This window comes from Amycolatopsis sp. NPDC051373 (assembly GCF_040689465.1).
Taxonomy (GTDB): domain Bacteria; phylum Actinomycetota; class Actinomycetes; order Mycobacteriales; family Pseudonocardiaceae; genus Amycolatopsis.
Window position 1 is genome coordinate 1 of record NZ_JBFBAE010000002.1, and the last position, 25,312, is coordinate 25,312.

Consider the following 25,312-nt stretch of genomic DNA (forward strand, 5'->3'; position numbering starts at 1 on the left):
ACCTCCGCCAACGCGGCTCCCCCGAATCCAAACCCGTCGGCGCCCAACACCACCTCACCGACGAAACCGGCTGACCACAGCACGTGGTTGTCAGCTGATGCATTTGCACTGCAAGGTGGCTCGACAACGAGGATGATGGCGTGGATGCACCCATCCGCGCACAACCACGTCGTCAGCACGACCCCGCCCGCGGCTGACGTCGAACTTCGACGTTCCGCCGAGGGCGTCGTGGTCGACGCCCGCGGCGAGTTCGACGCGCTCACCAGCCCGAAGCTGCGGGCGGCACTCGACGAAGCCCTCGGTGAAACGCCCGCTGTGCTGGTGGTGAATCTGACGGAAACCGCGTTCTTCTCCTCCGCCGCGATCGGGGTCCTGATCGACGCCGACCTCAAGGGCGGCTCGACCACCTCGGTACGAGTCGTCGCTCCTCGCGCGATCCGTCGCACGCTGCAGATCCTCGGCCTCGACAAGCACTTCGGTTACTACGACAGCACTCAGGCAGCCCTGGCCGACGGGCCAGGGTGAAACATCATCGCCGAAGCTGTGGCGCGCAGATCCTGAATCGCAGGCGGGGGCCACAACGGAAATCACCGCACGACCGCTGATCGGCGGAGGACAAGGAGTCGCGGCATCATGTGCCCGACGAGCGAGCCGGCCGGTGAACCTCCCCCGGCGTTGCACCTGCACCAACCGGCCCGTGCGCAAGACGCCAGCGCGCTGAGGTACGAGGTCGTCCATCGGGCCCGCGAACGGGGCCTGCAGGAAGCCCTTGTCTTCGATCTCGAGCTCGCCGTCTGAGGAAGCGCTGATCAACGCCTCCGAGCACGCCGACCGACAGCGGCGGCGGGCACTCTCGGCCTGCACGCCCACCTCGAGAATCAAACGGTCCGTGTCACGGTCACCGACACCGAAGTCGCGGCCGCGCGGGCGGGGCGCCACCTGGATCACGCGTACCGCGGCTGACACGCATCGGTCGGCCCGTGCACCTGACCGCCGCCCGCTACCGCGGGATCCTCGCCTGCGACGCACCGAACGCCTGCGGTGCCAATCTCGCCGTCCGAGCCGACGCGTTCAACCGCTGTTTCGGCTGGGCGCCGGGTCCCACCGCTGCCACGAACACGGCGGCGGTGGTTGTTCACGAGCCCGCGCCGGGCGGCCTCGCGGAGTTGCTGCGGGAAATCAGCGTAGGCCGTTGACGAGACCGAGCCACTCCTGTGCCTCCGGCAGAGTTCGGTGGATCGGCAGCGTCCGGTCGAGGCCTAGCAGCCGGGCCGGCCGAAGCACGGCGTGCTGGGTGGTGACGATCGCGAACGGCACCTCGGCCCTCCGCGCCGCCTCGCATGCCCGGGCGAGCGCGCTCAGACCGCAAGACGAGCAGAAGGTGGCCTCGCGCAGGTCGATGATCAGCGCGGCAGGCCGGAGTTCGAGCTCCTCCGTCAACCGCTTCGAGAGCGGGCCCGTGATGGTGAGGTCAACATCACCGCGGACGATCACCATACTTGCTTCGGCCGTGGTGACAACCAGCATGCTGGGCGACTGCGCGACCTGGACGAACGTGGAAGCACTGGCGAGTCGGGTCATAACAGGCCTCCTTCGCCGAAACGGAGGCATGGTCCGCAGGCACCTACTTCGCCGCGAGGCCTCTGGATGCATCCGGGAAGGACGACGGGCGGCGACCTTCCGGTCGAACCGCAGTAGAAACGCAGTCTACGCCGCGGCGCTCGTGATCGTCCGGTCGTGGTCGCCGGGCTTCGAGCACGGGTACCAGCAGCCGGTGACGGACTTCCGTCGCGACGACCCGTCGGCATCCGACATCCGGCATCCGACGCCACCGCCGCGGATTCTCTTACGCCGCTGCGGTCGGCGAACGGCATACCGATGCTGCGACCCTCGCGCGCATCGAAGACCTCGTGAACCCGCCAGCCTGGCGCGACGTCTGCATCGCTCCCGACCCGACGGCTTGGCCGGGTTCTCCCGTCATCCCGTCGGCCCAGTGCAAGCGCCGCGCGCGTGTCCCGTGGTCAGGTGGGCCGGCTGGACAGCGCGTCGCGGATCTTGTCGATGAACGCCACGCCCGGGTCAAGCAGCCGGTTGGCCGGCGGTTTGTCCGGCGCCGAAGGATGGGGCCGAGTGGGAGCGCTCTTCTTCGCGTCCAGGACTTTACGACCCAACCGGCCCAGCTCTTCGACAGAACACGCGGCCCGGAGCCCGGGCAGCAGGACATTCTCCTCGTCCTCGATGTGGTGGCGAACGTCCCGGATCAGCCTGCCCAGCAGATCGTCGAACTGCGAATCATCCGACTGAAGCCCCTCAAGCTCCTTCATCACCTCCTCAGCTTCAGCGTGCTCCCGGATCTCCTTGTCGGCCAGCTCATCGCCATTCTCCAAATACTCACGCGCCGCCGGGTACACAAACTGCTCCTCAGCGACCGAGTGGCGCACGAGCTCCGCAATGACATGGTCGGTCAGATCCTTGCGATGCGCCCAATCGGTACCGCTTTCCAACTCGGCGAACACCTCTTCCACCGCACGATGATCACTGGTGATCACCGTGATCAGATCATTGTCTTGTTCGGAGGCCATGGCACTCACTCCCGTCCTGCAATATCGATATCACCGGGATACCCACCTCACCAACGTCAAACGTCCGACACCCTGACGACGTCGTATGCCTCTTCGACGAGGCGACAGCGCTGCTCATCAGCCTGTCGCAGGACACTCACCACTCATCTCGAACCGGACAGCTGAACGTCGCTGTGCAACGCGGCGAGCCGACTGTCCCGCCAACGCCACAAAAGATCTTGTAATACCAAGGTGCCGGTCCGCTTGACTTGGGCGAGCATTGTAGCTACGCGGCGCGGCGGCATGGCGCGTGGCGGACCCCGCCGGCGCGAGTTCTCCCCTACCGTGCCGGTGGGGTGCATTGCGCGAGTGCGCTACGACGCCGCCAAGACCAGCGTTCGGCTGGCCGACGAGCAACGCGGTGTGAGCATGCGCGAGAGCTTTCACGAAGAGCTGAACCGCCTCAGGACGGAGCTGCGGCGGATGTGCGCGCTCACGGCCGAGGCCATCCGCCGGGCGAGCCGATCACTGCTGACCGCAGATCTGGATCTCGCCGAGCAGGTGGTCGCCGCCGACGCCGAGATCGACTGGGCCCGCGCGGACTGCGAATCGCAAGCCCAGGCGCTTCTGGCCCTACAGGCGCCAAAAGCGCACGATTTGCGGGCGATCCTAGCCGCAATCTACTGCGCGGAGCGGTTCGAACGGATGGGCGACTTGGCCGCGCACATCGCCGGCATCACCCGTTTCGCCCACCCCTCCTGCGCCGTTCCGGTCGAGCTCGAACCCGCGTTCGCGGAGATGGGTGGCGCCGCCGCGGGCATGGCGGACCGCCTCGCAGAGCTGATCGCCCGCGAGTGCGCGTGCGGATTCGCCGACCTCGCCGAAACCGACCAGACCATCGACACGGTGCGCGCCCGCGTCCTGGCACTGATCACGAGCGACCAATGGCCCCACGGCGTCCAGGCAGCTATCAACCTCGCCCTGCTCGCCAGGTTCTACGAACGATTCGGAGACCAAGCCGTCGCCGTCGCAAACCGACTGGGCTTCGTTGAAACCGGCGAACTTCCCTTCCACACCCACACCTAACCCAGCCCCGCGTCATCACCGCAGGGATGCCCAAGGGGGCGGGCCCGTTCCCGCGCGGTCCGCACCACAACACGCGCTTCATCGCCGAATCGCGCGCTACGCATTCCCTCGCAGCCCCTCCAGGTGACGATTCGAGAATCATGCTCGCCCGGCAGCACCGGGCGACCAGGCATTCGGCGAGGTTCTCACCGTCGACCAGCTGCATCACCAGGAACCGCCGGCCGTCGTCGGTACCGTTGTCCCAGCAACGCCACCACGCGCCGGTGATCGATGCCGGCCCGGACGGTCTTCTCGCGCACCCGCCGCATCTGCTCGACCGCGACGACGTTTCGCTCGGGCACCTAAACGCGCGCAGTCCCGCAACGGCAGATCAACCGTCCCACGTCGTACCGTTCGCCGATCGAGACCGGTGCATTGTCGCGAGGTCCCTGGGGAAACATGGCGGCGCTTCCGAGTGAAACCGCGGAGAGGTAGCGTCGACGCCGCCCACTCGCTCGTCCGGTCCTCCGCCTTGTGGCTGATCCGCCTGCCAGCTCGAACCATCCTCGACAGCGGTCTTGTGACGACGTCGTGCGCGCGCATCGATAGTTGGGCTACTACGCTGATGGCGTTCATGAAGCGGCCCAGCCCCTGTCGCCAAAAAATTAGGCTGGAGACATCGTGCCGTTCTCTGCGACGGTCCACCGCATCGACAACGGAACGCTGCGAGTCGACGTGCGGGGCCAGGTTCTTGCCGCAGCGGCCGCCGAGCTGGGCATCTTTATCATGAGGGTGATCGCGACCGAACAACCCGACGAACTCCTGATCGATCTCCGGGACGCGACCGCGCTCGACGCCTGCGGAGCCGACCTGCTTTTCGCGGGCTACGTCACGGCCATCGACTGCGGTACGACCTACCACGTCCTGCACGCCCGCGGCCAGGCCCGTCGCATGCTGCAAGCCAAAGGGACCCTGGACGTCCTTGCCGACAGCAACGACCTTGGCGCGCTACTACTGGCCGTGAGCACTCTCCCGAGGCCGGAGCCACCAACTTGATCGCTCCTCGGCCGAACCCGGTTTCATCACCTTTCCCCGCTGCGCCGCCTTCGCCTCGTCCGGCAGCATCCGCGACGCGGCGGCGGTCATCTTGTTCTTGGCACCAACCACCACTTTGTCGTCACCGGCCATGAGCGCGGCGAACCCGGCTTCCGCGACGTCAGGAACGCCTTCGACGCGGCGTACACCACCTGATACGGCGCCGGCGCAGCCCCCGCGATCGACGACGTGAACAACACCCGCCCATGACCCCGGTCCACGATGGCCGGCACCACGCACTTGACGAGATGCACCGGGTGCCGCGCTCCCCGCCCACGTCGCGCAACGGCCGCGCGAGGAGGAGCGCCGGCAACCCGACCGGCCCGAGCCGATATCGCCGTGGCTCGACGACACGGTGCGCGAGTCTGGCCTCCGGCGCGATCCCGGTTCACCGCCGCGCAAATGGGTAGCCGAGTCCTCATGGACGGGGCGGGGACAACGATCGGGGTCGAGGAGGAGTTCCTCCTCGTCAACCCGCGCACGGGACGGACGGTACCGTGTGCGGACCGCGTGCTGGCGCGCTTTGGGCACAACGGCGGGTTGCCCAAAGGAGCGATCGTGCAGCGGGAGTTGCGCCCGACGCAGCTGGAGCTGGCCACCGGCGTCTGCACGAGTGCCGACGAGCTGCGGCCCCAGCTGACCACCGGGCGCCGGTTGCTCGCCGCGGCCGCGGCCGCAGAGGACTGCGCGCTCGTCGCGTCCGGCACCCCCGTGTCACTGCCGGGCCGTGGGGCCCAGCCGGAGCCACAGGGCCGGTACGCGGAGATTCACGAGGCCTACGGCCCCCTCGCCGCCGACTACGAAGCCTGCGGCTGCCACGTGCACGTCGGCGTCGACGCCCCGGACACGGCCGTCGCGGTGGTGAACCACCTCGGCCCCTGGCTGCCGGTGCTGCTGGCACTGTCGGCCAACTCGCCGTTCGCCGACGGCCGCGACACCGGGTACCACAGCTGGCGCATGGTGCTGCAGACCCGCTTCCCCGGCTCCGGCGTCGCTCCGCACTTCCGCAGCCACGCCGAGTACCAAAGCACGGTGGATGCGCTCGTGGAGTGCGGGGCGCTCGTCGACCGCGACCAGAGCTTCTGGCTGGCCCGGCCGTCACCATGGCTGCCGACGGTGGAACTGCGCGTGGCCGACACCGCCGCGACCGTCGATGGCGCGGTGCTGCAGGCGGTGCTGTCGCGCGGCCTCGTGCGGACCGCGCTGGCCGACCTGGAGCGCGGGATCGAAGGACCGCGCCTGTCGCCGCAGGTGTGCGCCGCCGCCGTCTGGGCCGCCGCGCGCCACGGCCTCACCGGGCTCCTGGTGGATCCCCGGCTCGAACGACAGCGCCCGGCCGCCGACCTCGTCGAAGACCTGCTCACGCACACCGCCGGCGCGCTCGAGGAAGCCGGCGACCTCGCCCTCGCCGGATCACTGGCCAGCCGGCTGCTCGTCGACGGCACGGGGTCGGTCGCGCAGCGCTCCGCGGCGGCCGGCGGGCTGCGCGCGGTGGTGCGGCTGCTCGAGGAGCGCACCGTGCCCGTCTCGGGGCATGAAGCGGCCGCCGCGGGGTAACCCTCCGGCCATGACGACTCTGCAGTCCGCCGAGCTCCCCACCGCCCGTGGGCCGTTGTCGGCCGCTCTCGCCGAGACCCTGTCCGCTTCTCCGCCCGGGTGCGCCCTTCCGCTCGACGCGATCGCGGAGACCGACCCGTTCGGCGACGACCTGCAGCTGGCGCTGCACCTGTGTTACGAGCTGCACTACCAAGGTCTGCCAGGCGTCGACGACGGCTGGGAATGGGACCCCGAGCTGCTGCGGCTGCGGGCTGCGCTGGAAGCGCGCTTCCTGAGCGCGTTGCGCGCCGCTTTGCCCGGTGGCGACGATGTCGACGGCGAGTTCGCCGCGCTGCTGGTGGAGCCGATCGACGCGGCCGGCGTTTCCCACTACCTGCGTGACGAGGGCGAGTGGTGGCAGGTGCGGGAGTTATTCGCCCACCGCTCGATTTACCATCTCAAGGAAGCCGATCCGCACGCGTGGGTCATCCCGCGGCTGCGGGGCCGGGCCAAGGCGGCGCTCGTGGCCGTGGAGTTCGACGAGTTCGGCGGCGGCCGCCCGGAGTACGTCCACTCGCGGCTGTTCGCCGACCTGCTGCGCGGAGCCGGGCTCCCCGACGGCTACCTGGCCCTCCTGGACCACGTGCCCGCGCCGATGCTGGCGATCGTCAACGCGATGTCGCTGTTCGGGCTCCACCGCGCGCTGCGGGGCGCGCTCGTCGGCCACTTCGCCGCCGCGGAGGTCACCACCGCGCCCTCGGCTCAGCGCATGGTGCAGGCGCTCACCCGGCTCGACGCGGCCGCGGAGTGCAAATTCTTCTACACCGAGCACATCGAAGCCGACGCGGTGCACGAACAGGTGATGCGCCACGACGTGGTCGGGGACCTGCTCGAGCACGAACCGACGCTCGCGGCGGACGTGGTGTTCGGTGTGCAGGCCACGAACCACCTCGAGGACCACCTCGGCGAGCACCTGCTGGGGTGCTGGCGCACCGGGCGGTCCTCGTTGCGTCAGCCGTTGCCTTGAGTCCGGACCCGCTTGCGGTGGCTGGTGTCGCACAGCGGGAAGCACTTGTTTCGCCGGCAGGTGCACACCGCCACAAGGAATCGGTCGCAGCGCACCACGTTACCTTCGGGCGTCTGCAGCTCCACTGGTCCTTCGATCAGCAGCGGCCCACCCTGGACCATCCGCACCCGCCGGTGGTCACGGCCTTCACCGGTCGGCACGGAGCACCACCAGTTCCTCTTTCCGTACTTGCGGGGCCACGAATCCGGACTGCTCGAGGAAGTCCTTCCGTCCGGAAAGGACCGGCCCGAACGGGACCATCGCCCGGGCGACGACTCGTGCCCTCAGCCCCGCGGCGGTGAGCAGGCGGACCGAACGGTCCACGCCGGACATCACGGACTGCACCAGCAACAGGAACCCGCCTGGCGCAACGAGTGCCGGGGCGACCTCACACAACGGATCCAGCACCGCGCGTCCGTCGGTCCCGGCGTCGCATCGGCGGTCCGGCCGGGCCTGTTCCGCCGGCATCGGCACGTACGGCGGATTGGTCACGACGACGTCATAGGGGCCCTCGTCCGCGGCTGCGAGCAGGTCGCCGCGGCGCACGCGCACCGGCAGCCCGCGCAGCGCCGCGTTCACCCGCGCCGACAGCAGTGCCCGCCGCGAAAGGTCCACGGCCAGCACGGCTTCCGCTCCCGCGCGGGCGAGTGCGATGGCAAGCACGCCCGTCCCGGTGCACAGGTCGAGCGCGCGGGCGCCGGCGGGCACCCTGGCCCGGCGCACGGCGGACGCCAGCAGGCACGTGTCGGCTTGCGGACGGTAGACGCCGGGCAGGCGGAGCAGGCCGCGTGCGGGGAGTGCGGGCCCCGGAGGGAATGCGGGCAGCACCTTCCGCAGGGTCGTGGCGCCGTCGGCGGTCTCGTCCGCTTCTTCCGCGGGTACCGTGGTCATCGGGTCCTCCTCGGCGTCAGGGTCACCGCCGATTACCCGGCTACCGACCGGACAAACTTCGCGCGGTCGCGGCGAAACCAGGTTTCGACCTCCGCGCCGGCGCAACCACCGGTACCTGGCGGCTCTGCGCTTCCCGCTCTCGCTGTGGGTGAACACCGCACCGGCCGGCGATCGCACGGCCACCGGGCTTGTGATGCACGTTTCCAGCCGTCGCAACGGAAACCTGCACTGTCGCCAGCGCTACCGCCGCCGCGTGCGCCGGCGCTCCACCTTCCCGCCCAGACCAGCATCGTCCGAGAGGACCCCAACCGCGCCTTCCACCTCGAAACGGGGAGCAGCTGGGATAGCTCCATCGGGGAGTTCGCGCCGCTCGCCGGTTACGTCGTGACGAAGAGGCGGCCGGGGTCACCGCGCGACGATGTCGAAGCTCAGCCCGAAGTTGTCCAGCGTCAGGGGGAGCTCCCCCGGGGTCAGCGTGGCGCCGTGCAGGTGGAAGTCGTGGGCCTGCAGCAGGTTCGCGAGCAGCATCGACGTCGTGAACAGCACCAGGTCGCGGCCCGGGCACGCCCCGGGGCCGCCGCTGAACGGGATGAGCGCGGGGTTGTTCGCTGCGCGTCCGTCGAGCCAGATGGCGGGCTCGAAGCGGTTCGCGTAGGGCAACTGGTCGGGGTCGCGGTGGAAGTACGGCGTGTAGACGAAGAACGTCGTGCGGTCGCGCCCCCATTCGGTGTCGGTGCGGCTTTCGCGCAGCAACGCCGGGGTGGTCGGCCACAGCCGCACGGATTCGAGCACACTTGCGCGTAGCGCTGGGAGTCGCTGCGGCTGGGCGAGGTCCAGACCAGCCAGCTCGTCACGGACTTCGGCGAGGCGGTCGGGGTGTGTCGCCAGCAGAGCGAGGCTCCGGAAGGTGACCATTCCGGCCGCGTCGAACGCGAACAACCAGTGCGGCAACTGGCCGGGTGGGTCGGTCTCACCGTCGTCCGGCGCCGCGGCCAGCGCGGCCGCGAGACTGTCCGGCCGATCGAGGCCGACCTGCCGGCGCACGAGGTCGAGGAATCGCCGGCGCGTCGCGTGGCGGCGCGGATGCAGGTACGCCCAGTTGGCGTCGAGGCGCAGACGTTCCAGCAGGTCTGTCAGCTCGCGGTCCTCGGCGGTGTCGCCGCCGAGGGCGATCCGGCGGACCGCCGTCCACCAATGCACGTTGAAGGTGTCCCAGTCGAGGCTGCGGTCCAGCATCGGACCGGCCTGCTCGTGCACGACCCGCGCCCACGGGCCGGCGAGCTCGTGGATCGCACGCCCGGGCTGCAACACGGCTTCGTTGACCTTCCGCCGCACCGCTCGCTCGTGACCATCGGAGATCAGCACGCCGTGAGGCTGGAAGTGTCCGAGTGCGGCCGATTTCTCCGTTGTGTCGGGGCTGAACGGCGACGGCGTGCCGGCCAGCAGCGTCCCGACCTCGTCCGGCGACAGCACGACCTCGACCGACCGGCCGGGCACCCGCAACCACAGCGGACGCGCTCCGTAACGACGTCGCAGGCGGCGCAGCTCGTCCACGGCCGGTCGGTCGGCATTCAGCTTCTGCGCGAGATCGATGGCCCGCGGCCGCCGCTTGATGACGCCACCCGCGAGCGTCGGCAGCAGCACCCGGGCCGCAAACCGAAGGGTGTCCGCCACGCTCGCGCGCGCCGACGGCTCCGGCGGCCCGGCAGCATTCGTAAGGGCCTGTTCTGAGGGAATGGCTCGCGGTCCTTGTCGAGTCGCCATGCGGGAGGTCTACCCACTTCATCGGCCGGGTGAACACAGATCGCGACCGAATGTGCAGCAGGACGTCACCACGGGTGGCCCGGAGGTGCTGAGCGTCGGCTGGCCGGGGTCGTGGCTGCTCCGCGCTGAAGTAGCCAACGTAATGCCGACGATCATGCCGCCGCAGATCTTCACCCGCTGAGCCGGTTGACCGGCTCGGTGGCGGGTACTCGGAGCGCTCCGGACTGGCCCGAAGGAGGCTCATGACCACCACCAAGCACGAAACCGACCTGATCACGGTGATCGTCGACGACCACCACGCGGTAGAACGCGTGTTCACCGAGCTGGAATCGGGTGCGGACGACCCCGAACACCGCAAAGACCTCGTCGACCACGTCATCGCCGAGCTCGTACGGCACTCGGTCGCCGAGGAGCAGCACATGTACCCGGCCGCGCGCGAGCACCTCGACGGCGGCGACGAGCTCGCCGACCACGAGATCGAAGAGCACGCGGAGGCGGAGAAGGTGATGAAGGACCTCGCCCGCCTCGACCCCGGCGACGAGCAGTTCGAGACCCTCCTGGCCAAGCTGATGGAGGACATCCGCCACCACGTCAAGGACGAGGAAGAGGACCTCCTGCCGAAGTTGCGCGCCGCCTGCACGCCCGAGCAACTGCAGGACCTGGGGAAGAAGGTGCTGGCCGCCAAGGAACACGCACCGACCCGCCCGCACCCCGCCGCGCCCGACCGCCCGCCTGCCAACCTGGTGCTCGACCGCGGCGCCGCGTTCGTGGACAAGATCCGCGACGCGCTGACGGGTCGCCACACCTGATCCCGGTCGACGCCCCTGCGCCGCAGCCGCTCGTGAAGCGGCTGCGGCGCAGGCGTGTCGCGGTCCGGGTGATGAGTGCTCTCAGAAAGGCGGGCATGGCTCGCTCAGCGGCGATGTCGGTGGTGCTCCCGCGGCGACGACGCCGGAGGACATGCTGAAGTCGAGCTCCGAGATGATGACCGACTCGCTCCGCAACATCCGGATGCTTCGGGAACCGCCATCGGACGCGGTGCCCATCCCCGCACCGGATCGCACCGGTGGCGCCGTGCCGGTTCGCAGAGGTGGTGGTCATGGAACGCTGTCGCGCTCATCGCTTCCCACGTTCGCAGCCTGGGCGTGTCGGGACGGTCCCCGCCCGCGCGGGACTCCTGCGCCGCCGCAGCGCGACGCCCGGGTTCCGGGCTCCGGCTGCGGACGCCGATCCATCGGCCCCCACTCACGAGATCCTTGTGCATCAATGATGCGCACGGCCTTCACGCAGCACGGTGCCCGCGTCCCACGCCAGTGGCTCATCGCTCAGCGACTTCGGTGACCCGGTCAGCTGGGGTGAATACTTGCTGTCGGCCGACTTCCGAACCGCGCCCTGCAGAACTGGCAATCGGAATTCCTCGCCATCGGCTGCATGGCCATCTTCAGCGTCCACCTCCGCCAGCGCGGCCCGCCCGAATCGAAGCCCGTCGGCACCGAACACCACGTCACCGACGGGTCAGGCTGACTTCGGCGATCCGCCCGGCTGCACCTTCCGCGTGCGGTGCCTTGAATCGCCCATCCCCTCGCCTTCGAACGAGGATCGACTTGCGAGCCGGCCGCGGATGAGTTATGCATGAGTCATGCAAGCGAGGACGGCAAATCTCCTGGGCGCGACCGCACTGGCGGTGACCGACAGGGTTCTGACGGGCGCGCACCGCGAGGTGGGAGTCAGCGCCAGCGGCGCGGCTGCCCTGGTGGTCGCCTCAGCCGGCCCCGGGTTGAGCGTGACCGAGCTGGGCCGCCGGGTGGGGCTGAGCCAGTCTGCGGCGGCCCGCATGGTCGACTCGCTGGAGCAGAGCCGGTTGCTGGAACGACGCCCTCGCCAAGGCCGGGAGGTGATCATCGAGCTCACCCCCGAGGGCCGGCGCGCGGCGCACACCCTGCTGGAGGCGCGCGGAGCTGGGCTGACCGGCTTGATCGAGGTGCTCAGCGAGCACGAGCAGGAACAGTTCGCCGACCTGCTGGCCAAGCTGCTGACCCGCCTTTACGAGGACGTCGGCAGCGCCGAGCTGTTGTGCCGGCTGTGTGATCGGGCCAGCTGCACCCGCGGCGCGGTGTGCCCGGTCGGGCAAGCCGAGCGGGACCGAGGGAGCTGACCCGTGGGTACGCTGCTCGCCTTGGCCTCAGCGGTCTCCTACGGCCTGTCCGACTTCGTCGGCGGTCTCGTCTCGCGCCGCGCGCCGTTCGCCGCGGTGGCACTGCTCGGGCAGGCCGGCGGGCTGCTGCTCGCGCTGCTCGTCACGCCGATCCTGCCGGCCGGCGCCGTCACCCTCGCCGACCTGGGCTGGGGAACGCTCTCGGGCGTGGGCACCGGGGTGGGCATGGTGTTCCTGTTCCGGGGTCTGGCGCGCGGCGCGATGAGCGTGGTCGTGCCCACCAGCGCCGTGGCCGGCGTCGCGTTGCCAGTGCTGGCGAGCGTGGCCTTCCTCGGGGAACGCCCACCACTGCTGACGTGGCTCGGCATCCTGATCGCCGTGCCCGCGCTGTGGATGGTGTCCCGCACCCGCACCGCCGCCGAATCGGCAGCCGGGCCGGCCGTGGACGCGCTCATCGCGAGCATCGGCATCGCTGTGCAGTACCTGGCTCTGGCGCAAGCCGAGCCGGCGGCGGGAGCGTGGCCCGTCGTCGCCGGACGCGTCGCGGCCATCCTCACGGTCCTGCCATGGACCACCTTCCCCCGCCTGCGTCTTCCCGCGGCGCGCCTCACCTTGCCCGCCGCCCTGTCCGGAGCTGCCGCCGCGATGGCGCTCCTGTGCTACCTGCTGGCCACCCGGCACCAGCTCGTGGTGATCGCCGTGGTCCTGTCGTCGCTGTATCCCGTGCTGCCGGTCCTGCTCGGCATCATCGTGCTCCGGGAACGGCTGCGCACAACACAGGCCTGCGGCCTACTCGCCGCAGCTGCAGCCATCGTTCTGCTCACCACGACTTGACGCGCTGCATCAACGGCAAAGAAACCGACGGCGTAACAGCTCCGGCGTCCGCAGAAGTCCAGGATCGTTGCGCATCCGCCGTCCGTTCGTTCTCGAAGCCCATCGTCATACATTTGATGGCGCTACATCGGGAAGTTGCCCCTCGCCGAGACCTCGCGAAGGAGTGATCACCATGCAGCACCCCGAATCGACCGGCGTCGCCGACCTTCTGCTGCACTCCCCACCGCGTCACAGCCGGCGCGGCGGAGCAGGCAATGGGCGGCGCGGCGAGAGCGATCTGGCGAAGCGCTACGGTGCCGCGCAAACCGAGCTGGAGCAGTGGCGGCAGGCGTTGTCGTCGCGGGCGCCGATCGAGCAGGCCAAGGGCATCCTGATGGCGCAGTGTCGCTGCACGGCCGGTGAGACATTCGAGATCCTCGCACGCTGTCCCGAAACACCAACGTCAAACTTCGCGACGTGCCTCGCAGTTTGATCTCGGAAGTCGTGTCCACTCTGCGCCGCGGCAGCCCAGCCGACAGCAACAGCAGCCAGCCGGCAGACTCCCGTCGGCCGCTTCTTGACCGACGGGAGCCAGGCCCCGCGACCCTTCGCCGAGGTGCCCGACCTCTGGCTATCCGCTCACCGTTCGCGCAAACGCGGTCGGCCCGCCAGCGGGTCGTTCGCCCATGTGGCCGGCCGCTGGCCAGGCCGCATGCTCCGACTCAGCTTCTCCGTCACGGCGTCTCCGACCTGTCAATGCCATGCACAGCATGCCCGTCGAGCCGTGCCCGCGCCTGCACCTCGACCTCGGCTACCGAGGGACGGCGACGTCGGCGACACCATGCGAGACCGTCAGCCATTCCCGGGCGGCGGCGAGGTTGCCGTGCAGAAGGAGGACGTGGTCCAGCTTGAGCACGGCGATGGGGCGTCGAACCGCCTGCTGATCGCTTACGGTCACACACGGGATCCCGACGGCGTGGGCTTCGGCCGAAGCCTCCAGCAGCGCGCGCAAAGCCCGCGCGGAGCAGAAGCCCACGCGCGTCAAGTCGACGATCAACGCGCGCGGGCGCAGGGCGACCTCGTCGAGCAGCCGGCCGAGCAAGTGGTCGGCGACGGTGCAATCAAGGTCGCCGGTCGCGGCGACCACGGTCGATTCGAGGGCGCTGGTGACGGTGAACGTCGCCGCGCGGTGAGGAAATGGTCCTTTCATGAACGCTCTCACCTCCGTTGAGCCGGCGGCCTGAGGGTCACGCCGCGTCGCGGTTCTGGCAGCACCGCCGGATGACACCGGGTGCTGGCACTGGCGGCTGCTCGGCTGAACCGCGGACATTACGAACGTACCCAGGTGGGATGAACCTCATGCACCCCGCCTGGCCTGGCGGTTTTGCCGCTGCCATGAGCGGGTATCCGTAGGTCACGACGGAGGAGGAGCCGTGCCTGAGCAGAGCTGGAGCACCAAGCGCGAACGTCAGTACGAGCACATCAAGTCGTCGCAGAAGAAGCAGGGAGCCAGCACCGGACGGGCCGAGGAGATCGCCGCGCGCACGGTCAACAAGAACCGGGCCCAGTCCGGGGAATCCCGGACCGCCAGCAAGAGTTCCACCCGCGACACGTCGCCACAGAAACGCGGCGGAAAGCGGTCCGGCAACCGGCAAGGCCCCGGCGGGCCGACGAAGGACCAGCTCTACAACGAGGCCAAGAAGCGCAACATCAAGGGCCGCTCCAGCATGACGAAGAAGGAGCTGCAGAACGCCCTGGGCCGCTGATCGCCGGGGTGCGTGGCCACCCGCTGATCCACCCGGGCCCTCGCCACAGATCAACTCAATCGACGGCCGCGGCCGCGAGGACATCGCCATGCTCCCCGGCAGCGACCCGGTCACCAGAACGGAAGACGAGCGGATCCTGCGGATCGCCGAAACCGGCAGCAGGTTCGTCGAGCAGCTCCTGGACCTGGGGTGCCGAGACGGCGTCCGGATCGCCGGCCACCCCGGGCCGGGTTTAGGGGTGACCGGCGAGCGGTCCAGCAGCGGGCCGTGCCCGTGGTCTCCTTCCACTCCGGGCACGAGCTGAGGCGCGGCCCCAACCCCCGCTTCAGCGTTGCATCCCGGAGGCGCCGACGAACGCAGGCCACCTTGACCACTACCTCATCAGATCATCCGGACCCGTGTCGTCCCGATCCATCGGCGTGGACCACTCCGGCTCTCCGCCGAACGTCACCATGGCCCGGGACGGGCAACAAGGCGTGCTGCAGCACCAACCACGTCCACAAAGGATTCCAACGGGCGGCGCGATCGTGCTCACCGCCAAGATGAGTTTCCCGGCGCACGGGTATCTGTGGACATGCGTCGTCGGTCGCGGTGTCGTACTCATCGGTTCCTTTTACCGGCAAAGCAGAGAACACCGAACAGCAGAGCACGGCTCCCATGGAATTTACCCGCGCTCGCCGCGCGCCGGACAGATCTTCCGAAGCGGACTTCGTCGTTCTCGGGCGATGACTTCGCCGCAGTAGTACGACGAAAGCCGGTTCGACGCCAGGAATACGTAGGACGGCGCCAGGTCGTCGGGGTGCACGGCGCGTTCGAACGGCATCTGCAGCCCGAACTTCTCCACCTTCCCGGGAGGGAACGTGGACGGGATGAGCGGCGTCCACACCGGTCCGGCGCCACACCGTTGATCCGGATGCCGCTGCCGGCCAGGGCCTGAGCCATCGCCATCGTCCACGCGTGGATCGCACCCTTGGACGCGCAGTGGTCGATGAGGGATTTGTCGCCGCGCAATCCGTTGACCGAGCCGGTGTTGATGATCACCGATCCTTTTGAATCGTGAGTGTTCACAGATCTCGCGGATTTCCCGTGTCGTTCGGTCACGGAAGAAAGTCGGCGCACCGATCGGCGACATGAAACGGACCAAGGCGATCGGCTCCGGCGCCGCCGCACTCACCGACGAGCAGAACATCCTTATGGTGCGCCCCGACACCCGGACCGACGCGCATGGAAACCCGCTGCAACCCGAAGTGCTCACGCAGGTGCACGCCGGAGGTTCCGGCGCTGGCGACGACACGACCGACACGAGGATCGTCGTGCACATCCCCACAGGCGGAGGCCAAGCCACAGCCTTCTCAATCCCCCGCGACGCGTCCATGCAGACCGCCGGAAGTTGCGGCAACCACCAGATCAACTCTGCGTGCACCTACGGCCTCACCGCCAGAGCGGAAGACCCCTCCGCGGTTGGACGGCGTTCAGCGGCGAGCTGGGCTGACACCAAGGCGCCCGGACATATGCCCCGACTGCAACTCGAGCCGCGCCGCCCTGCAGCCGTGAAGGGGTGCGAGCACGTCGCCGCGGTCCAAGACATCAACGGAGGTGAGCACGAACTGGCGGGCGCGACAGCAGGCGCGGAGTTCGCCCCAGGCGATCGGAGTAGACACCGCCGACTGCTCGCGACCGCGAAAGGATTCCGGCGCCAAGGTGGTCGTAGCAGGTTTCTCTGCCTCCAGTCGATGAGCACCCACCCGGTGCGCCGAGCTTTGGCCATCACCGCGGTCACTCGTAGCAGGTTTCTCTGCCTCCAGTCGATGAGCACCCACCCGGTGCGCCGAGCTTTGGCCATCACCGCGGTCACTCGCCCGGGTTCTCGGGCGAGTCGTTGCGTCAGGCGTTTGGCGTAAGCGCGTGCTGTGCCTGCCAGCGGCCGGGCTGACCGACAAAGCCATCGCGCAGCAGACTTGCCTGGCGGTCCTCACGGTCGACTGACACGCCGGCGCCATCCTGGGTATCCTTCAGGTGGACAGCCACATCGCGGCGTGACTGGGCGCGGTGGAGCGCGGCTACTCTGACAACGCGCCGAGACGACGCCAGACCGAGGCCGTTCGCCACCAGAAACCCAGCGCCCCACCCTTCAGCGGAACCGCTTGGCGACACCCCCATTGCACCGAGTAATCGGTCATCGCCGGAACTGTCGAACTGCGGCGCAGATACCGTGCGTATCTGCTTCCCCATGCTCTCGACGTCGTCCGGCCCGAGCAGACAGACGGTCGCGGCAGCGGTCGTCCGGACATTCTGCGTCGGCGTCGGCTCCCGACGCCGGAGCGACTGCCGCAACTTCCACGTCGAGGTGGTCCTCCGGCCGGCGAAGGGCTTCCGGCACAAAGTGCTCCAGCACCGCGTGCGCGCGAAGCCCGATGCCGTTCGTCGTGCCGTGCCACCGCGTCGTGCGCTCGAGGGCAGCTCCGGTCGTCAAAGCAGCGGCGAGGACGCGAAGCGGGTTCTGCCCACAATGGAACCGTACCCAATTGGCGCCTCAGAACACCCGAGCGGAGGAACGACCGCAGGTCGGGAGCGAGTGTACGCTGTTCACTTCCGCCCTGGACCCCGGCGATCGTTCGGTGAATCCCGCATGAGATCGGGGTGACGAGTCGTGGCGGTGGACGACGGTCCGCACGATCAGCCGGTGGACGAACCTGCTCGCCGGCGCCCGGGTGGCCACAACACGAAGGCCGAATGGCCCACCCGTGACGCCGGCGGTTACCCGCCGGGGTGGCAGGTGCGCTACCTCTGCCGGGTTCGCGGCCCGGCCGGTGGGCGACGCGCCGGAGCATGTCCTGAGTGGCAGGAGCGCAGTGGCACGATCGCGGGCCGCAGCCTTCGCGACGAACACACCAGCACCACCTGGGTGCCGGTCCGGCAACGTGACACGGCGCCGGACGCGCCCGTGAACCTGGTCCGCGCCACCGACATCCTCTACGCCGCACCACCCGGCGGCTGACGCCCGAAGCCGCGATGAGGCGAATCCGGGTGGTCCTGTCGTGCGACCGGGCTGCCACAGTGGATTCGCCGGTTTCGGCGCGGGGACGTTCGGCGATCCGCCGGCGGCCTGGCCCGCCGGCTTGGGATTCCGGTGTCGCACACCCTCTACTTCGGACGGTGGTCCGTCCGCTGTTCGGGGGAATTTAGGTGCTTTCGTCCGGTTTCCCGGTAGAGTCGCGTGCCGAGTCTTGTGCCGCCCCGGACCCGGCGGTCGTTCTCCCGAAGTTCATCAGGAGGGGCGGCGATGGCCGACGACGTCGAAAAGCGAGCCGCGGTCGAAGCGAGAGCGGTGAACTACGCGGTGGGACGGCACCTGGCCTACCTCGAACGGGAGGCGGGCGGCGACGGGGTGGCGGTCCGCACCGGCGTGGTCGTGGGGTCCTGCGTGGACGCCGCCGAACCGGGGAGCACGTGGGTTCCGCTCGTGGACGCCGGGTCGCCGGAGACCGCCACGACCCGATTCGTGGCGGTCGCCGATCTCATCGGCGAGCTGACCGATCCCTGCGTGCCCCGACACCTGGCCGCGGACCGGCCCGTCCGTCCGCCGCGGCAACTCTTCCGCACCGGGCGGCACCGGCGCGACTGAACCGGTCCTCGCCCGAGGCCCCGGCCCCGCCTCTCGCGGTCCCCCGTGCTGGGCACGCGTGACCTGGAAACCGCTGGCTGGAAGGTCACGATCGGTTTCCTCAGCTGCGTCGCGTCGACGAGGCTCGGATACCTCCGGCCGAGAACTCCGGAAATTCCGGCGGCTCGGCTGTCTGCTGTGGACCGTCGTGGAGTGCGAGGCCGCGCCACGTCGCCCTGCCCCGGCCCGTCCAGGTTGCGCTGGGAGAAGCGGATTGCACAGCACTGGTCACGCGGGTCGGTCATGGCGCCCAGCTTGCCGGGCGGTGGTGACGGTCAGCCGATGCTGCGGAAGCGGGGGCGGCTTCGTGTTGTTGACCTTCGCCGGCGTGTGTGGTGGTCGGCATGACCCCGATCGTCACTGCGCTGATCCCCACGACCGATCCGGCTCGATGATTGCGGGTCTGTCGCGGGTCCCGGCGATGTCGCAGTTGCCCCTTGCTCGGCCGGTGGTGCGTGTGCAAGCCACCACGCTCGAGTACGGCATCGCCCGGATCGATCGCTCGGGCCGGCTGTCTGTCCGCCCGGTGCTCGACCGGCTCGGGTGGTCGTCGACGGTGCGGCTGGCGCCCGCGGTGGAGGCCACGTCGGTGAATGCCGCCGCGACCACGGGCGACGATCCGGAACGGGATACATTGCTGCTGCGACTGCACACGGAGACCGGGTGTCGCCGCGGTGGCGCTCGGGGACTGCGGCCGCGAGACCTCGACAAGACCCAGTGTCTCGTGCATCTGCGGGAGAAGGACGGTACCAGCCGCTGCCACCCCATCTCAGGCGCTGGGCCGTTCGAGTAACCAAGGAGGTTGCGTCAGCGCCTCGACCGGCCGATTGCCCACGCAGCCGCGATCAGCCCAGCGACACAACAGCAGCAAGCACGGCAACTGCAGCGTTTCTCGTGCGCGCAACATCAGGCCGCGCAGACCGTCATAGAGCGCCTTCGACCCGAACTGCTGACCACCAAGCACGCCCGGGAGGCCGTCGGGCAGCCGGTGCAACTGCGGATTTCTTCTGCGAACTCCAGCCGCACAAGGTTTCGGGGTTGCGTGCCCGGGTCAGCTCCGCGTGCGGGCGCGATCTTGGCACGGAGTCGACTTCTGCGAGACCGGGGTCAGGTCCGTCAGGCGATCGGGCCACCTGTTCAGGCTGGGGGCCCCGCCTTCGCTGAGACAGGACATCGGCGGTCCTGTCTCGTTCCTGGCGTGGAGTCAGTTTGGTTGAAACCACGTTCGGCGGATCGGTCTCGGTGAATGTGGTTCCTGCGAAAGGCCCCTCACCGGTCCTCAATCCTCGTTAGGGTGGTGGTCATGACGTCGCGATCGGCTCCGATGACCTTCGTAAGGCGCTTCGACCATGTCGGCATCACCGTCGCCGACCTCGATGCCGTGACCGCGTTCTTCGTCAGCCTCGGACTGGAGGCCGACCCGAAGATGGCCGTCGAAGGCGAGTTCCTGGACACGGTGATCGGCATGACCGGCGCCCGCACCGAGATCGTCATGCTGCGACCGCCCGGCGGCGGTACGACCTTGGAGCTCTCGAGCTTCACGCGGCCGGACCATCTGCCGGGTTCGCCTGCCGCGCCGGCCAACGAGCTGGGCCTGCGCAACGTCGCCTTTGAGGTGCACGACCTGCGCGCCGCCGTCGACCAGGCCGCAGCCGACGGCTACGGACTGGTGGGCGGCATCGCCGAATACGAGGGGGTGTGGCGAATGGCCTACATCCGCGGGCCGGAAGGAATCATCGTCTCGTTGGCCGAGCGCATCGGGAAGTAAGGAGACATCATGAGCACGACCGTGACCGACGAACAGATTCGGGCTCTGGCCGCGACCGCGAAGTCCTACAGCTTGGCGCTCCTTCAGTGGGGTCCGGAGCGGACCGCGAACGGCGCGGACGCGATCGAACTCGAACACCAGCGACGGATGGTGTCGCTGCGCGCGGAGGGGGTGATCGCGATCCTGTGCCCGGTCGCCTCCGACACCGTGGCCGGCGTCGCGATCATGACCGTGCCGGCCGAAGAAGCCACGAAGATCATGGCCGAGGACCCCTGCGTGCGAGCCGGGATGATGCGCTGCGAGGTTCTCCCGTGCCACGGATTCCCCGGAGACACCCTTCCCGCATGACCGATCCCGTCCAGGGCAATCACCACATACCCAATCCCGGAGATCCCCGACGAGAACCGCGCCGAACTCACCGCCGCCATCCCGATGGGCCGTTTCGCCGACCCCAGCGAAATGTGCGCGGCCATCGGCTTCCTCGCCTCCGACGAAGCCGCCTACATCACGGGTGCCGTGCCGCCGGTTGACGGAGGCATGTCGATGTGAGCACCGCGCTCAGTCCTCGCCGGCCGCCTTCAGAACATGATGGCCTTCGGACAGTTGCCGTATCTCGATGCCGGGGAGCCGTAATGTGGCCACCGTCGTAGGGGAACCTCCACCTCGACGGTCCACTCTGGACCAGTTTGGTAGCACCGTCGAGGTGCTCCACGCGGAGTCGGCGGCCCTCCCCCAGCCCGGGTGTCGGGACGATCTGGGGAACCATGCCTTTTGCCGGTCGCGGGCGTCGAGGTGGTCGTCGAGCCACCTCCCCAGTGCGGTGCGCAAGTCGAGAGGTAGAGCACCGCTTCGGTGGCCAGGTGCGCGTCGGCCGTCCAGCCGTTCTTCTCACCTTCTGGCCGAGTCCGTGCCCCGACTCGATCCACGCGAGGCGATCGGCCGGACGATCCGCCGGGCTGGGTCGGTCCGCCGGCCGATCCAGGACGCGGGCCAGACGACCGGCCCCGATGTCACGACAGGTCCCCCGCGGGGAGCGCGGCGAGCGCCTTCTCGATGGCGTCCACCACGTCGAGTGGGGTATGGCTGAGCGGATCGCGCAACGAACGCCCCGGAGTCCAGCGCGTCGTGCGCCGGAACGCGGCGGCTCGGCCGGGATCGATCGCGCTGATCGCCCCCAGGACGGCCCGATACGCCTCGCCGTCGTCGACGATGGTGGCCAGGTCGCTGTCGAGGCTGAGTTCGGGGCGGGTTCGGCGAGGCCGGGGGTGGCGCTCCGTCCAGGTGTAGGTGCCGCTGCCGACTTCGTGTTCCGTGCCGGAGGGCAACCGGACGAGGGCACGGGTGTTGGCGGGCACCTCGATGTCGAACCGCACCAGCTCGCCGTCCCGGCGCCAGGCGGAAGACGCGCGCCCGTATGGCGTCTCGTGCCAGGCCGACGCGTCGTCCAGGAAGTCGAGCAGGGTTGGCGCAACACGGATGCGCCGGTATCCGGGTCCCAGCGGCGCCAAGCCGGCGACGACGCGGTGCAGCCAGTCCGCGACGGCGCCCAGCGCGTAGTGGTTGAAGGACGTCATCTGACCGGGGTTGATCGAGCCGTCCTCCAGCATCGAATCCCACCGCTCCCAGATGGTGGTGGCGCCCATCGTGACGGGATAGAGCCAGGACGGGCTCTCCGTCTGGGCGAGCAGGCGCGCCGCGGTGTCCACGTGGCCGGTCGCGGTCAGGGCGTCGCAGATGATCGGCGTGCCCACGAACCCGGTCGCGATGTGGTAGCCGTACGCCCGCACGAGGTGACGCAGCCGCTCTCCCATCGCGGCTTTCTGCTCGCCCTCGACGAGACCGAACGCGATCGCGAGAGCGTAGGCGGTCGGCGCGTCGGACATCATGCGCCCCGCGGCCGTGGTGTAGGTGGCGCGGAACGCCTCGCCGACGCGCAAGGCCAGTTCTCCGTAGCGGCCCGCGTCCTCGGCCCGGCCCAGCACCGCGGCGGCCTTCGCGGTGAGATCGGCGGACCGGAAGTAGTAAGCCGTGGCGACCAGGCCGGGGTCCGTCTTGGCCCGGCCAGGCTGGTCCGGTGGCGCGTCCGGGTCGAGCCAGTCGCCGAACTGGACACCGTTCTCCCACAAGGGACTTCCTCCGGTGCGCGCGGTGACCGTGTCCACCCAGGACTTCATGGCAAGGAAGGAATCAGACAGCGCACCGTGGTCGCCGAAGCGTTCACTGAGGACGGTCGGCACCACGGTGATCGCGTCACCCCACGCGGCGACCGGCTCCAGCTGGCCCGGCACCTGGGGGATCACCGCGGGAACCACCATCGGGACCACGCCGTCGGCCGCCTTCTGCTCCAGGCGCACGTCCTCCAACCAGGACTGCAGGAACGCGCTGCAGTCGAAGAGGAATGCCGCTGTCGGTGCGAAGACCTGGATGTCTCCGGTCCACCCGAGTCGCTCGTCGCGCTGGGGGCAGTCGGTCGGGATCGAGAGGAAGTTGCCGCGCATCCCCCACACGACGTTCTCGTGAAGCCGGTTCAGCAGGGCGTGCGAGGTTGAGAAACCGCCGGTGCGCGGCAGGTCCGTGTGGACCACCGCGGCTGAGATCGCCGACGGCGAGAATTCACCCGGCCAGTCGTGGATCTCGACGTACCGGAACCCGTGGAACGTCCACTTCGGCTCCCACGTCTCCTCGCCGTCGCCGCGAAGGGTGTAGCGGTCGGTGGCGGCGGCGTTGCGGAGCGGCCGCGTCCCGAGTTCACCGTGCTCGAGCACTTCGGCGTGGCGCAAGGTGATGGTGTGTCCCCGAGGGCCGGTGACGGCGATCCTGACCCAGCCGACGAGGTTCTGGCCGAAGTCGAGAACGGTGTTGCCGGCCGGTGTGGTCAGGACCTGCACCACCTCGCTGCGCTCGATCACGCGCACAGGCGGGCTCGTCCGGGGCTCCGGCCGCACATCCGGAACGTCGACCAGAACCACCGGGCTCCAGGTGTCGTCCGCCCGGAGACTCGCCCCATCCGGGTCGTGCAGCCGCGCGTCGTAGGTCTCGCCCTGGTAGATGCTCGCCGAAACAACAGGGCCGAACGACCATCGCCAGTTCTCGTCGGTGATCACCGTGTCGGCCGTGCCGTCTTCGTACTCGATCACCAGCTGGGCCGCGGCCGCCGGGTTGCCTTCGTAGAACCGCCGCGCGCGATCGCGGAACCCGAACGCCTCGGTGTACCAGCCACCGGCCAGCTCGATCCCGACGGTGTTGCTCCCCTGCCGCAGGTGCGCGGTCACGTCGGTGACGTCGAACAGCAACCGCCACTGGTAGCTCGTCCAGCCCGGCTTCAGCACCGCGTCGTCGACCGCGGCCCCGTTGAGGCGGACGTCGTAGGCGCCGAAAGCCGTTGCGTAGAGGAAAGCCCGCCGGACCGGACCGCGCGCCTCGAACGTCGTGCGCAGCAGGTGTGGTTCGTCCGAACCGGACCCGACGAACCGGGCACGCCACTCGGAGGAGCCGAGAAACCCCGCTGTCACCTCGGTCGGTGCGCTCCACGGCGACACCGACCCGTCGGTTCCCCGCACCCGCACTCGGACACCGGTGGTCTCGCGCGGGTGCAACGGCGCGAACGGCCACGCGACGAAGACCGATTCGTCGCCCTCGATCGTCGCCGTGGTGCGGACGCCGCCGAGAGCGAGCTCGATCTCGGCGCTCGCCTGGACCCAGTTGTCCGTGCCGGCCACCGTCGTCCACGACAGTCGCGGGGACGCGGTCGCCACGAACTGTTCGGCGGACGAGCCGATGCGGGGAGCGTTGACAGTGACGGGAGCGTCACTCGTCATCAAAGAGCCTCCTTGGCGGTGAGGGCACTGGTCTTGGACGGCGGAGCCGGCGCTGGACCGGAACCGGTGCGCAGCCGGCGGATGATGAGCGTTCCGACGAGGCCGGACACCAGCGCGAAGACAGCCAGCAGGTAGTACAGGCCGGCCGGGCTCCACGCGATCAGCGCGGGCGTGACGAGCGCGAACGCCGCGGCGATGAATCGGGCGATCGCGATCGTGAAGCCCTGTACCGTCGCGCGGGCGTTGACCGGGAACGACTCCTGGGTCCAGATCTTGTAGAGCGCCTCCCCCACAAAGGGGAACGAGACGTTGTACAGCACCAACGCGGCGATCATCGCCGGCAGCACGACGCCGCCGGTGACGGCGATCAGGAGCTGACAGGCGATGAAAACCAGAACGCCCGCGGCGAAGAACCGGCTGCGCCACTTCGTGTCCGCGATGCGGGTGAACACGATCGTGCCGACGAGGCCGACCAGCGTGGTGCCGAACGACAGTCCGGTCGCGACCGTCTGCGTCGTACCGCCGACGGTGACGAGGAAGTAGGTCTTGAACGACCCGAAGGTGTTGGCCACCAACGTGAAGAACAGGTAGAAGAGCGCGGTCAGCGCGATCAGCAGGAGCGAATTCCGGTTGCGCAGCAAGGCTCCGAGCGGCAAGGCCTTGTCGGGGTCCACGCCTGCGGTGGTGTACCGGACCTGCGCCTCTCGCTCGAGCCGGCGGAAGGGCGGGTAGAACGAGCGGAACACGAACGTGGCCACTGCCAGCACCGCGAGGATGCCGAAGATCAGGCTGATGCCGGGCACACCCAGGCCGGACACGGCGAAGCCCAGCAGCGTCGCGATGACGACGCCGATCGTCCACATGACGTGCGTGAAGGCGACGAGACGGCCCTGCGTTCCTTCGGGAGCCCGCTCGGAGAGCACGGCGAGCGAGGTCGGCAGATCGGCGCCGGCGGCCATGCCCAGCACGATCACGCCAGTCACGAGCACAGGCGCGCTGGGCGCCAGCGCCACGGTCACTGCCGCGGCCGCGTACAGCAGGATCGTCAGCGAGAACATCCGGCCGCGACCCACGAGGTCGGCCAGGCGCCCACCGGTCAGCGAGCCGACGGCGATGAACAGCGTCAACGCGGACCCGAGCACCCCGACCGTCCACACGTCGAGATCGAACGCCTTCTTCCACAGCGCCAGGCCCAAGCCCACCGAGATGATCGCCCCGGAGTCCAGCAGCGACGCCATTCCCGCGGCGACCGCGAGCATCCAGTGTCTGCGTTGCAGCACGGCGGTTCCTGCGGCGGTGTTCTCGGCCATGAGGTCTCCTTCTTCGTCGAAGCAGCACGCCGTTGGTAAT

29 protein-coding genes and 3 pseudogenes are annotated in these 25,312 nt (G+C 69.2%); 21 read left to right on the plus strand and 11 right to left on the minus strand.

The window, feature by feature from the left end:
- Positions 1-144 precede the first annotated feature (144 nt).
- From AB0383_RS03450 to AB0383_RS03460, 3 genes are all read left to right on the plus strand, one after another.
- Positions 145-525: an STAS domain-containing protein gene (locus AB0383_RS03450; protein WP_364175957.1), complete on the plus strand. Its 381-nt coding sequence runs from the start codon at positions 145-147 to the stop codon at positions 523-525.
- Between the two features lie 108 nt (positions 526-633).
- On the plus strand, positions 634-798 hold the full coding sequence (locus AB0383_RS03455; RefSeq protein ID WP_364175960.1) for a hypothetical protein: 165 nt from the start codon (positions 634-636) through the stop codon (positions 796-798).
- 182 nt (positions 799-980) lie between these two features.
- On the plus strand, positions 981-1,196 hold the full coding sequence (locus AB0383_RS03460; protein WP_366184920.1) for a hypothetical protein: 216 nt from the start codon (positions 981-983) through the stop codon (positions 1,194-1,196).
- On the opposite strand, the gene AB0383_RS03465 is transcribed toward AB0383_RS03460, so the two are convergent.
- A complete protein-coding gene (locus AB0383_RS03465; protein ID WP_366184922.1) occupies positions 1,180-1,581 on the minus strand; it encodes an STAS domain-containing protein in 402 nt (133 codons plus the stop codon). The genes AB0383_RS03460 and AB0383_RS03465 overlap by 17 nt on opposite strands.
- A 239-nt stretch (positions 1,582-1,820) precedes the next feature.
- Here AB0383_RS03465 and AB0383_RS03470 point away from each other — a divergent pair.
- Positions 1,821-1,946 (plus strand): annotated as a pseudogene (locus AB0383_RS03470) (DNA topoisomerase IB); the annotation flags it as partial.
- A gap of 75 nt (positions 1,947-2,021) precedes the next feature.
- Here the strand turns inward: AB0383_RS03470 and AB0383_RS03475 are convergent.
- Complete coding sequence (locus tag AB0383_RS03475; RefSeq protein WP_366184924.1) at positions 2,022-2,582, minus strand: hemerythrin domain-containing protein; 561 nt, start codon at positions 2,580-2,582, stop codon at positions 2,022-2,024.
- 348 nt (positions 2,583-2,930) lie between these two features.
- Here AB0383_RS03475 and phoU point away from each other — a divergent pair, with 348 nt between their 5' ends.
- Both phoU and AB0383_RS03485 read left to right on the plus strand, forming a co-directional pair.
- Positions 2,931-3,647, plus strand: coding sequence for a phosphate signaling complex protein PhoU (gene phoU / locus AB0383_RS03480; RefSeq protein ID WP_366184926.1), 717 nt, complete (start codon positions 2,931-2,933; stop codon positions 3,645-3,647).
- A gap of 660 nt (positions 3,648-4,307) precedes the next feature.
- A complete protein-coding gene (locus tag AB0383_RS03485; protein ID WP_364175975.1) occupies positions 4,308-4,682 on the plus strand; it encodes an STAS domain-containing protein in 375 nt (124 codons plus the stop codon).
- A gap of 86 nt (positions 4,683-4,768) precedes the next feature.
- On the opposite strand, the gene AB0383_RS03490 is transcribed toward AB0383_RS03485, so the two are convergent.
- Complete coding sequence (locus AB0383_RS03490) at positions 4,769-5,143, minus strand: SDR family NAD(P)-dependent oxidoreductase (RefSeq protein WP_366184929.1); 375 nt, start codon at positions 5,141-5,143, stop codon at positions 4,769-4,771.
- Between AB0383_RS03490 and AB0383_RS03495 the strand changes: the two genes are divergently transcribed.
- Positions 5,124-6,278, plus strand: a complete 1,155-nt coding sequence (locus AB0383_RS03495; RefSeq protein WP_366184931.1) for a glutamate--cysteine ligase — start codon at positions 5,124-5,126, stop codon at positions 6,276-6,278. The two genes, AB0383_RS03490 and AB0383_RS03495, sit on opposite strands and share 20 nt — an antisense overlap.
- A 10-nt stretch (positions 6,279-6,288) precedes the next feature.
- Complete coding sequence (locus AB0383_RS03500) at positions 6,289-7,284, plus strand: iron-containing redox enzyme family protein (protein WP_366184933.1); 996 nt, start codon at positions 6,289-6,291, stop codon at positions 7,282-7,284.
- Here the strand turns inward: AB0383_RS03500 and AB0383_RS03505 are convergent.
- From AB0383_RS03505 to AB0383_RS03515, 3 genes are all read right to left on the minus strand, one after another.
- The gene (locus AB0383_RS03505) at positions 7,269-7,484 is read right to left on the minus strand and encodes a CDGSH iron-sulfur domain-containing protein (protein WP_366184935.1); all 216 of its coding nucleotides are present in this window, start codon (positions 7,482-7,484) and stop codon (positions 7,269-7,271) included. The two genes, AB0383_RS03500 and AB0383_RS03505, sit on opposite strands and share 16 nt — an antisense overlap.
- Positions 7,471-8,214 (minus strand): HemK2/MTQ2 family protein methyltransferase, encoded by a 744-nt coding sequence (locus AB0383_RS03510; RefSeq protein ID WP_366184937.1) that lies wholly within the window; start codon positions 8,212-8,214, stop codon positions 7,471-7,473. Before AB0383_RS03510 ends, AB0383_RS03505 begins: the two co-directional genes overlap by 14 nt.
- 405 nt (positions 8,215-8,619) lie before the next feature.
- Positions 8,620-9,888, minus strand: coding sequence for a cytochrome P450 (locus AB0383_RS03515; protein ID WP_366184939.1), 1,269 nt, complete (start codon positions 9,886-9,888; stop codon positions 8,620-8,622).
- A gap of 142 nt (positions 9,889-10,030) precedes the next feature.
- Between AB0383_RS03515 and AB0383_RS03520 the strand changes: the two genes are divergently transcribed.
- The 6 genes from AB0383_RS03520 (at position 10,031) to AB0383_RS03545 (ending at position 13,439) form a co-directional block, all read left to right on the plus strand.
- Entirely contained in the window at positions 10,031-10,159 is a 129-nt protein-coding gene (locus tag AB0383_RS03520; RefSeq protein WP_364175994.1) for a hypothetical protein, read from the plus strand.
- A 61-nt stretch (positions 10,160-10,220) separates the two neighbouring features.
- Complete coding sequence (locus AB0383_RS03525) at positions 10,221-10,787, plus strand: hemerythrin domain-containing protein (protein ID WP_364175997.1); 567 nt, start codon at positions 10,221-10,223, stop codon at positions 10,785-10,787.
- A 622-nt stretch (positions 10,788-11,409) separates the two neighbouring features.
- On the plus strand, positions 11,410-11,502 hold the full coding sequence (locus tag AB0383_RS03530; protein WP_366184942.1) for a DUF6766 family protein: 93 nt from the start codon (positions 11,410-11,412) through the stop codon (positions 11,500-11,502).
- 160 nt (positions 11,503-11,662) lie between these two features.
- Positions 11,663-12,133: a MarR family transcriptional regulator gene (locus tag AB0383_RS03535; RefSeq protein ID WP_366184944.1), complete on the plus strand. Its 471-nt coding sequence runs from the start codon at positions 11,663-11,665 to the stop codon at positions 12,131-12,133.
- A 3-nt stretch (positions 12,134-12,136) separates the two neighbouring features.
- The gene (locus AB0383_RS03540) at positions 12,137-12,967 is read left to right on the plus strand and encodes an EamA family transporter (protein WP_366184946.1); all 831 of its coding nucleotides are present in this window, start codon (positions 12,137-12,139) and stop codon (positions 12,965-12,967) included.
- A 172-nt stretch (positions 12,968-13,139) separates the two neighbouring features.
- A complete protein-coding gene (locus AB0383_RS03545) occupies positions 13,140-13,439 on the plus strand; it encodes an ANTAR domain-containing protein (protein ID WP_366184948.1) in 300 nt (99 codons plus the stop codon).
- Between the two features lie 318 nt (positions 13,440-13,757).
- On the opposite strand, the gene AB0383_RS03550 is transcribed toward AB0383_RS03545, so the two are convergent.
- The gene (locus tag AB0383_RS03550) at positions 13,758-14,156 is read right to left on the minus strand and encodes an STAS domain-containing protein (RefSeq protein ID WP_364176009.1); all 399 of its coding nucleotides are present in this window, start codon (positions 14,154-14,156) and stop codon (positions 13,758-13,760) included.
- A 223-nt stretch (positions 14,157-14,379) separates the two neighbouring features.
- On the opposite strand from AB0383_RS03550, the gene AB0383_RS03555 reads away from it, so the two are divergent.
- Complete coding sequence (locus AB0383_RS03555) at positions 14,380-14,712, plus strand: plasmid stabilization protein (protein ID WP_220240184.1); 333 nt, start codon at positions 14,380-14,382, stop codon at positions 14,710-14,712.
- A gap of 55 nt (positions 14,713-14,767) precedes the next feature.
- On the opposite strand, the gene AB0383_RS03560 is transcribed toward AB0383_RS03555, so the two are convergent.
- Together AB0383_RS03560 and AB0383_RS03565 are read right to left on the minus strand one after the other, a co-directional pair.
- Positions 14,768-14,932, minus strand: a complete 165-nt coding sequence (locus AB0383_RS03560; RefSeq protein WP_366184951.1) for a hypothetical protein — start codon at positions 14,930-14,932, stop codon at positions 14,768-14,770.
- Positions 14,933-15,376: 444 nt separating this feature from the next.
- Positions 15,377-15,762 (minus strand): annotated as a pseudogene (locus tag AB0383_RS03565) (SDR family oxidoreductase); the annotation flags it as partial.
- A gap of 1,633 nt (positions 15,763-17,395) precedes the next feature.
- Between AB0383_RS03565 and AB0383_RS03570 the strand changes: the two are divergent.
- From AB0383_RS03570 to AB0383_RS03595, 6 genes and pseudogenes are all read left to right on the plus strand, one after another.
- On the plus strand, positions 17,396-17,710 hold the full coding sequence (locus AB0383_RS03570) for a hypothetical protein (protein ID WP_364176016.1): 315 nt from the start codon (positions 17,396-17,398) through the stop codon (positions 17,708-17,710).
- A 285-nt stretch (positions 17,711-17,995) separates the two neighbouring features.
- Positions 17,996-18,337 (plus strand): hypothetical protein, encoded by a 342-nt coding sequence (locus AB0383_RS03575; RefSeq protein ID WP_366184953.1) that lies wholly within the window; start codon positions 17,996-17,998, stop codon positions 18,335-18,337.
- Between the two features lie 304 nt (positions 18,338-18,641).
- Positions 18,642-19,169 (plus strand): hypothetical protein, encoded by a 528-nt coding sequence (locus tag AB0383_RS03580; RefSeq protein WP_366184955.1) that lies wholly within the window; start codon positions 18,642-18,644, stop codon positions 19,167-19,169.
- A gap of 531 nt (positions 19,170-19,700) precedes the next feature.
- Entirely contained in the window at positions 19,701-20,144 is a 444-nt protein-coding gene (locus tag AB0383_RS03585) for a VOC family protein (RefSeq protein ID WP_364176024.1), read from the plus strand.
- A 9-nt stretch (positions 20,145-20,153) separates the two neighbouring features.
- Positions 20,154-20,492, plus strand: a complete 339-nt coding sequence (locus AB0383_RS03590; protein WP_366184958.1) for a hypothetical protein — start codon at positions 20,154-20,156, stop codon at positions 20,490-20,492.
- Between the two features lie 48 nt (positions 20,493-20,540).
- Positions 20,541-20,693, plus strand: a pseudogene (locus AB0383_RS03595) (SDR family oxidoreductase); the annotation flags it as partial.
- 461 nt (positions 20,694-21,154) lie between these two features.
- Here the strand turns inward: AB0383_RS03595 and AB0383_RS03600 are convergent.
- Together AB0383_RS03600 and AB0383_RS03605 are read right to left on the minus strand one after the other, a co-directional pair.
- Positions 21,155-23,962 (minus strand): family 78 glycoside hydrolase catalytic domain, encoded by a 2,808-nt coding sequence (locus AB0383_RS03600; RefSeq protein WP_366184960.1) that lies wholly within the window; start codon positions 23,960-23,962, stop codon positions 21,155-21,157.
- Positions 23,962-25,272, minus strand: a complete 1,311-nt coding sequence (locus AB0383_RS03605) for an MFS transporter (RefSeq protein WP_364176035.1) — start codon at positions 25,270-25,272, stop codon at positions 23,962-23,964. Before AB0383_RS03605 ends, AB0383_RS03600 begins: the two co-directional genes overlap by 1 nt.
- Between the last annotated feature and the right edge of the window lie 40 nt (positions 25,273-25,312).

Bases quoted from the DNA above. Each gene is read 5' to 3' on its own strand.
- AB0383_RS03545 (WP_366184948.1), top strand. From the start codon at position 13,140: ATGCAGCACCCCGAATCGACCGGCGTCGCCGACCTTCTGCTGCACTCC.
- AB0383_RS03465 (WP_366184922.1), bottom strand. From the start codon at position 1,581: ATGACCCGACTCGCCAGTGCTTCCACGTTCGTCCAGGTCGCGCAGTCG.
- AB0383_RS03495 (WP_366184931.1), top strand. From the start codon at position 5,124: ATGGGTAGCCGAGTCCTCATGGACGGGGCGGGGACAACGATCGGGGTC.
- AB0383_RS03600 (WP_366184960.1), bottom strand. From the start codon at position 23,962: ATGACGAGTGACGCTCCCGTCACTGTCAACGCTCCCCGCATCGGCTCG.
- AB0383_RS03450 (WP_364175957.1), top strand. From the start codon at position 145: ATGCACCCATCCGCGCACAACCACGTCGTCAGCACGACCCCGCCCGCG.
- AB0383_RS03590 (WP_366184958.1), top strand. From the start codon at position 20,154: ATGAGCACGACCGTGACCGACGAACAGATTCGGGCTCTGGCCGCGACC.
- AB0383_RS03605 (WP_364176035.1), bottom strand. From the start codon at position 25,272: ATGGCCGAGAACACCGCCGCAGGAACCGCCGTGCTGCAACGCAGACAC.
- AB0383_RS03500 (WP_366184933.1), top strand. From the start codon at position 6,289: ATGACGACTCTGCAGTCCGCCGAGCTCCCCACCGCCCGTGGGCCGTTG.
- AB0383_RS03475 (WP_366184924.1), bottom strand. From the start codon at position 2,582: ATGGCCTCCGAACAAGACAATGATCTGATCACGGTGATCACCAGTGAT.
- AB0383_RS03530 (WP_366184942.1), top strand. From the start codon at position 11,410: ATGGCCATCTTCAGCGTCCACCTCCGCCAGCGCGGCCCGCCCGAATCG.
- AB0383_RS03585 (WP_364176024.1), top strand. From the start codon at position 19,701: ATGACCTTCGTAAGGCGCTTCGACCATGTCGGCATCACCGTCGCCGAC.
- AB0383_RS03490 (WP_366184929.1), bottom strand. From the start codon at position 5,143: ATGAGGACTCGGCTACCCATTTGCGCGGCGGTGAACCGGGATCGCGCC.
- AB0383_RS03575 (WP_366184953.1), top strand. From the start codon at position 17,996: ATGGCCGACGACGTCGAAAAGCGAGCCGCGGTCGAAGCGAGAGCGGTG.
- AB0383_RS03550 (WP_364176009.1), bottom strand. From the start codon at position 14,156: ATGAAAGGACCATTTCCTCACCGCGCGGCGACGTTCACCGTCACCAGC.
- AB0383_RS03525 (WP_364175997.1), top strand. From the start codon at position 10,221: ATGACCACCACCAAGCACGAAACCGACCTGATCACGGTGATCGTCGAC.
- AB0383_RS03510 (WP_366184937.1), bottom strand. From the start codon at position 8,214: ATGACCACGGTACCCGCGGAAGAAGCGGACGAGACCGCCGACGGCGCC.
- AB0383_RS03455 (WP_364175960.1), top strand. From the start codon at position 634: ATGTGCCCGACGAGCGAGCCGGCCGGTGAACCTCCCCCGGCGTTGCAC.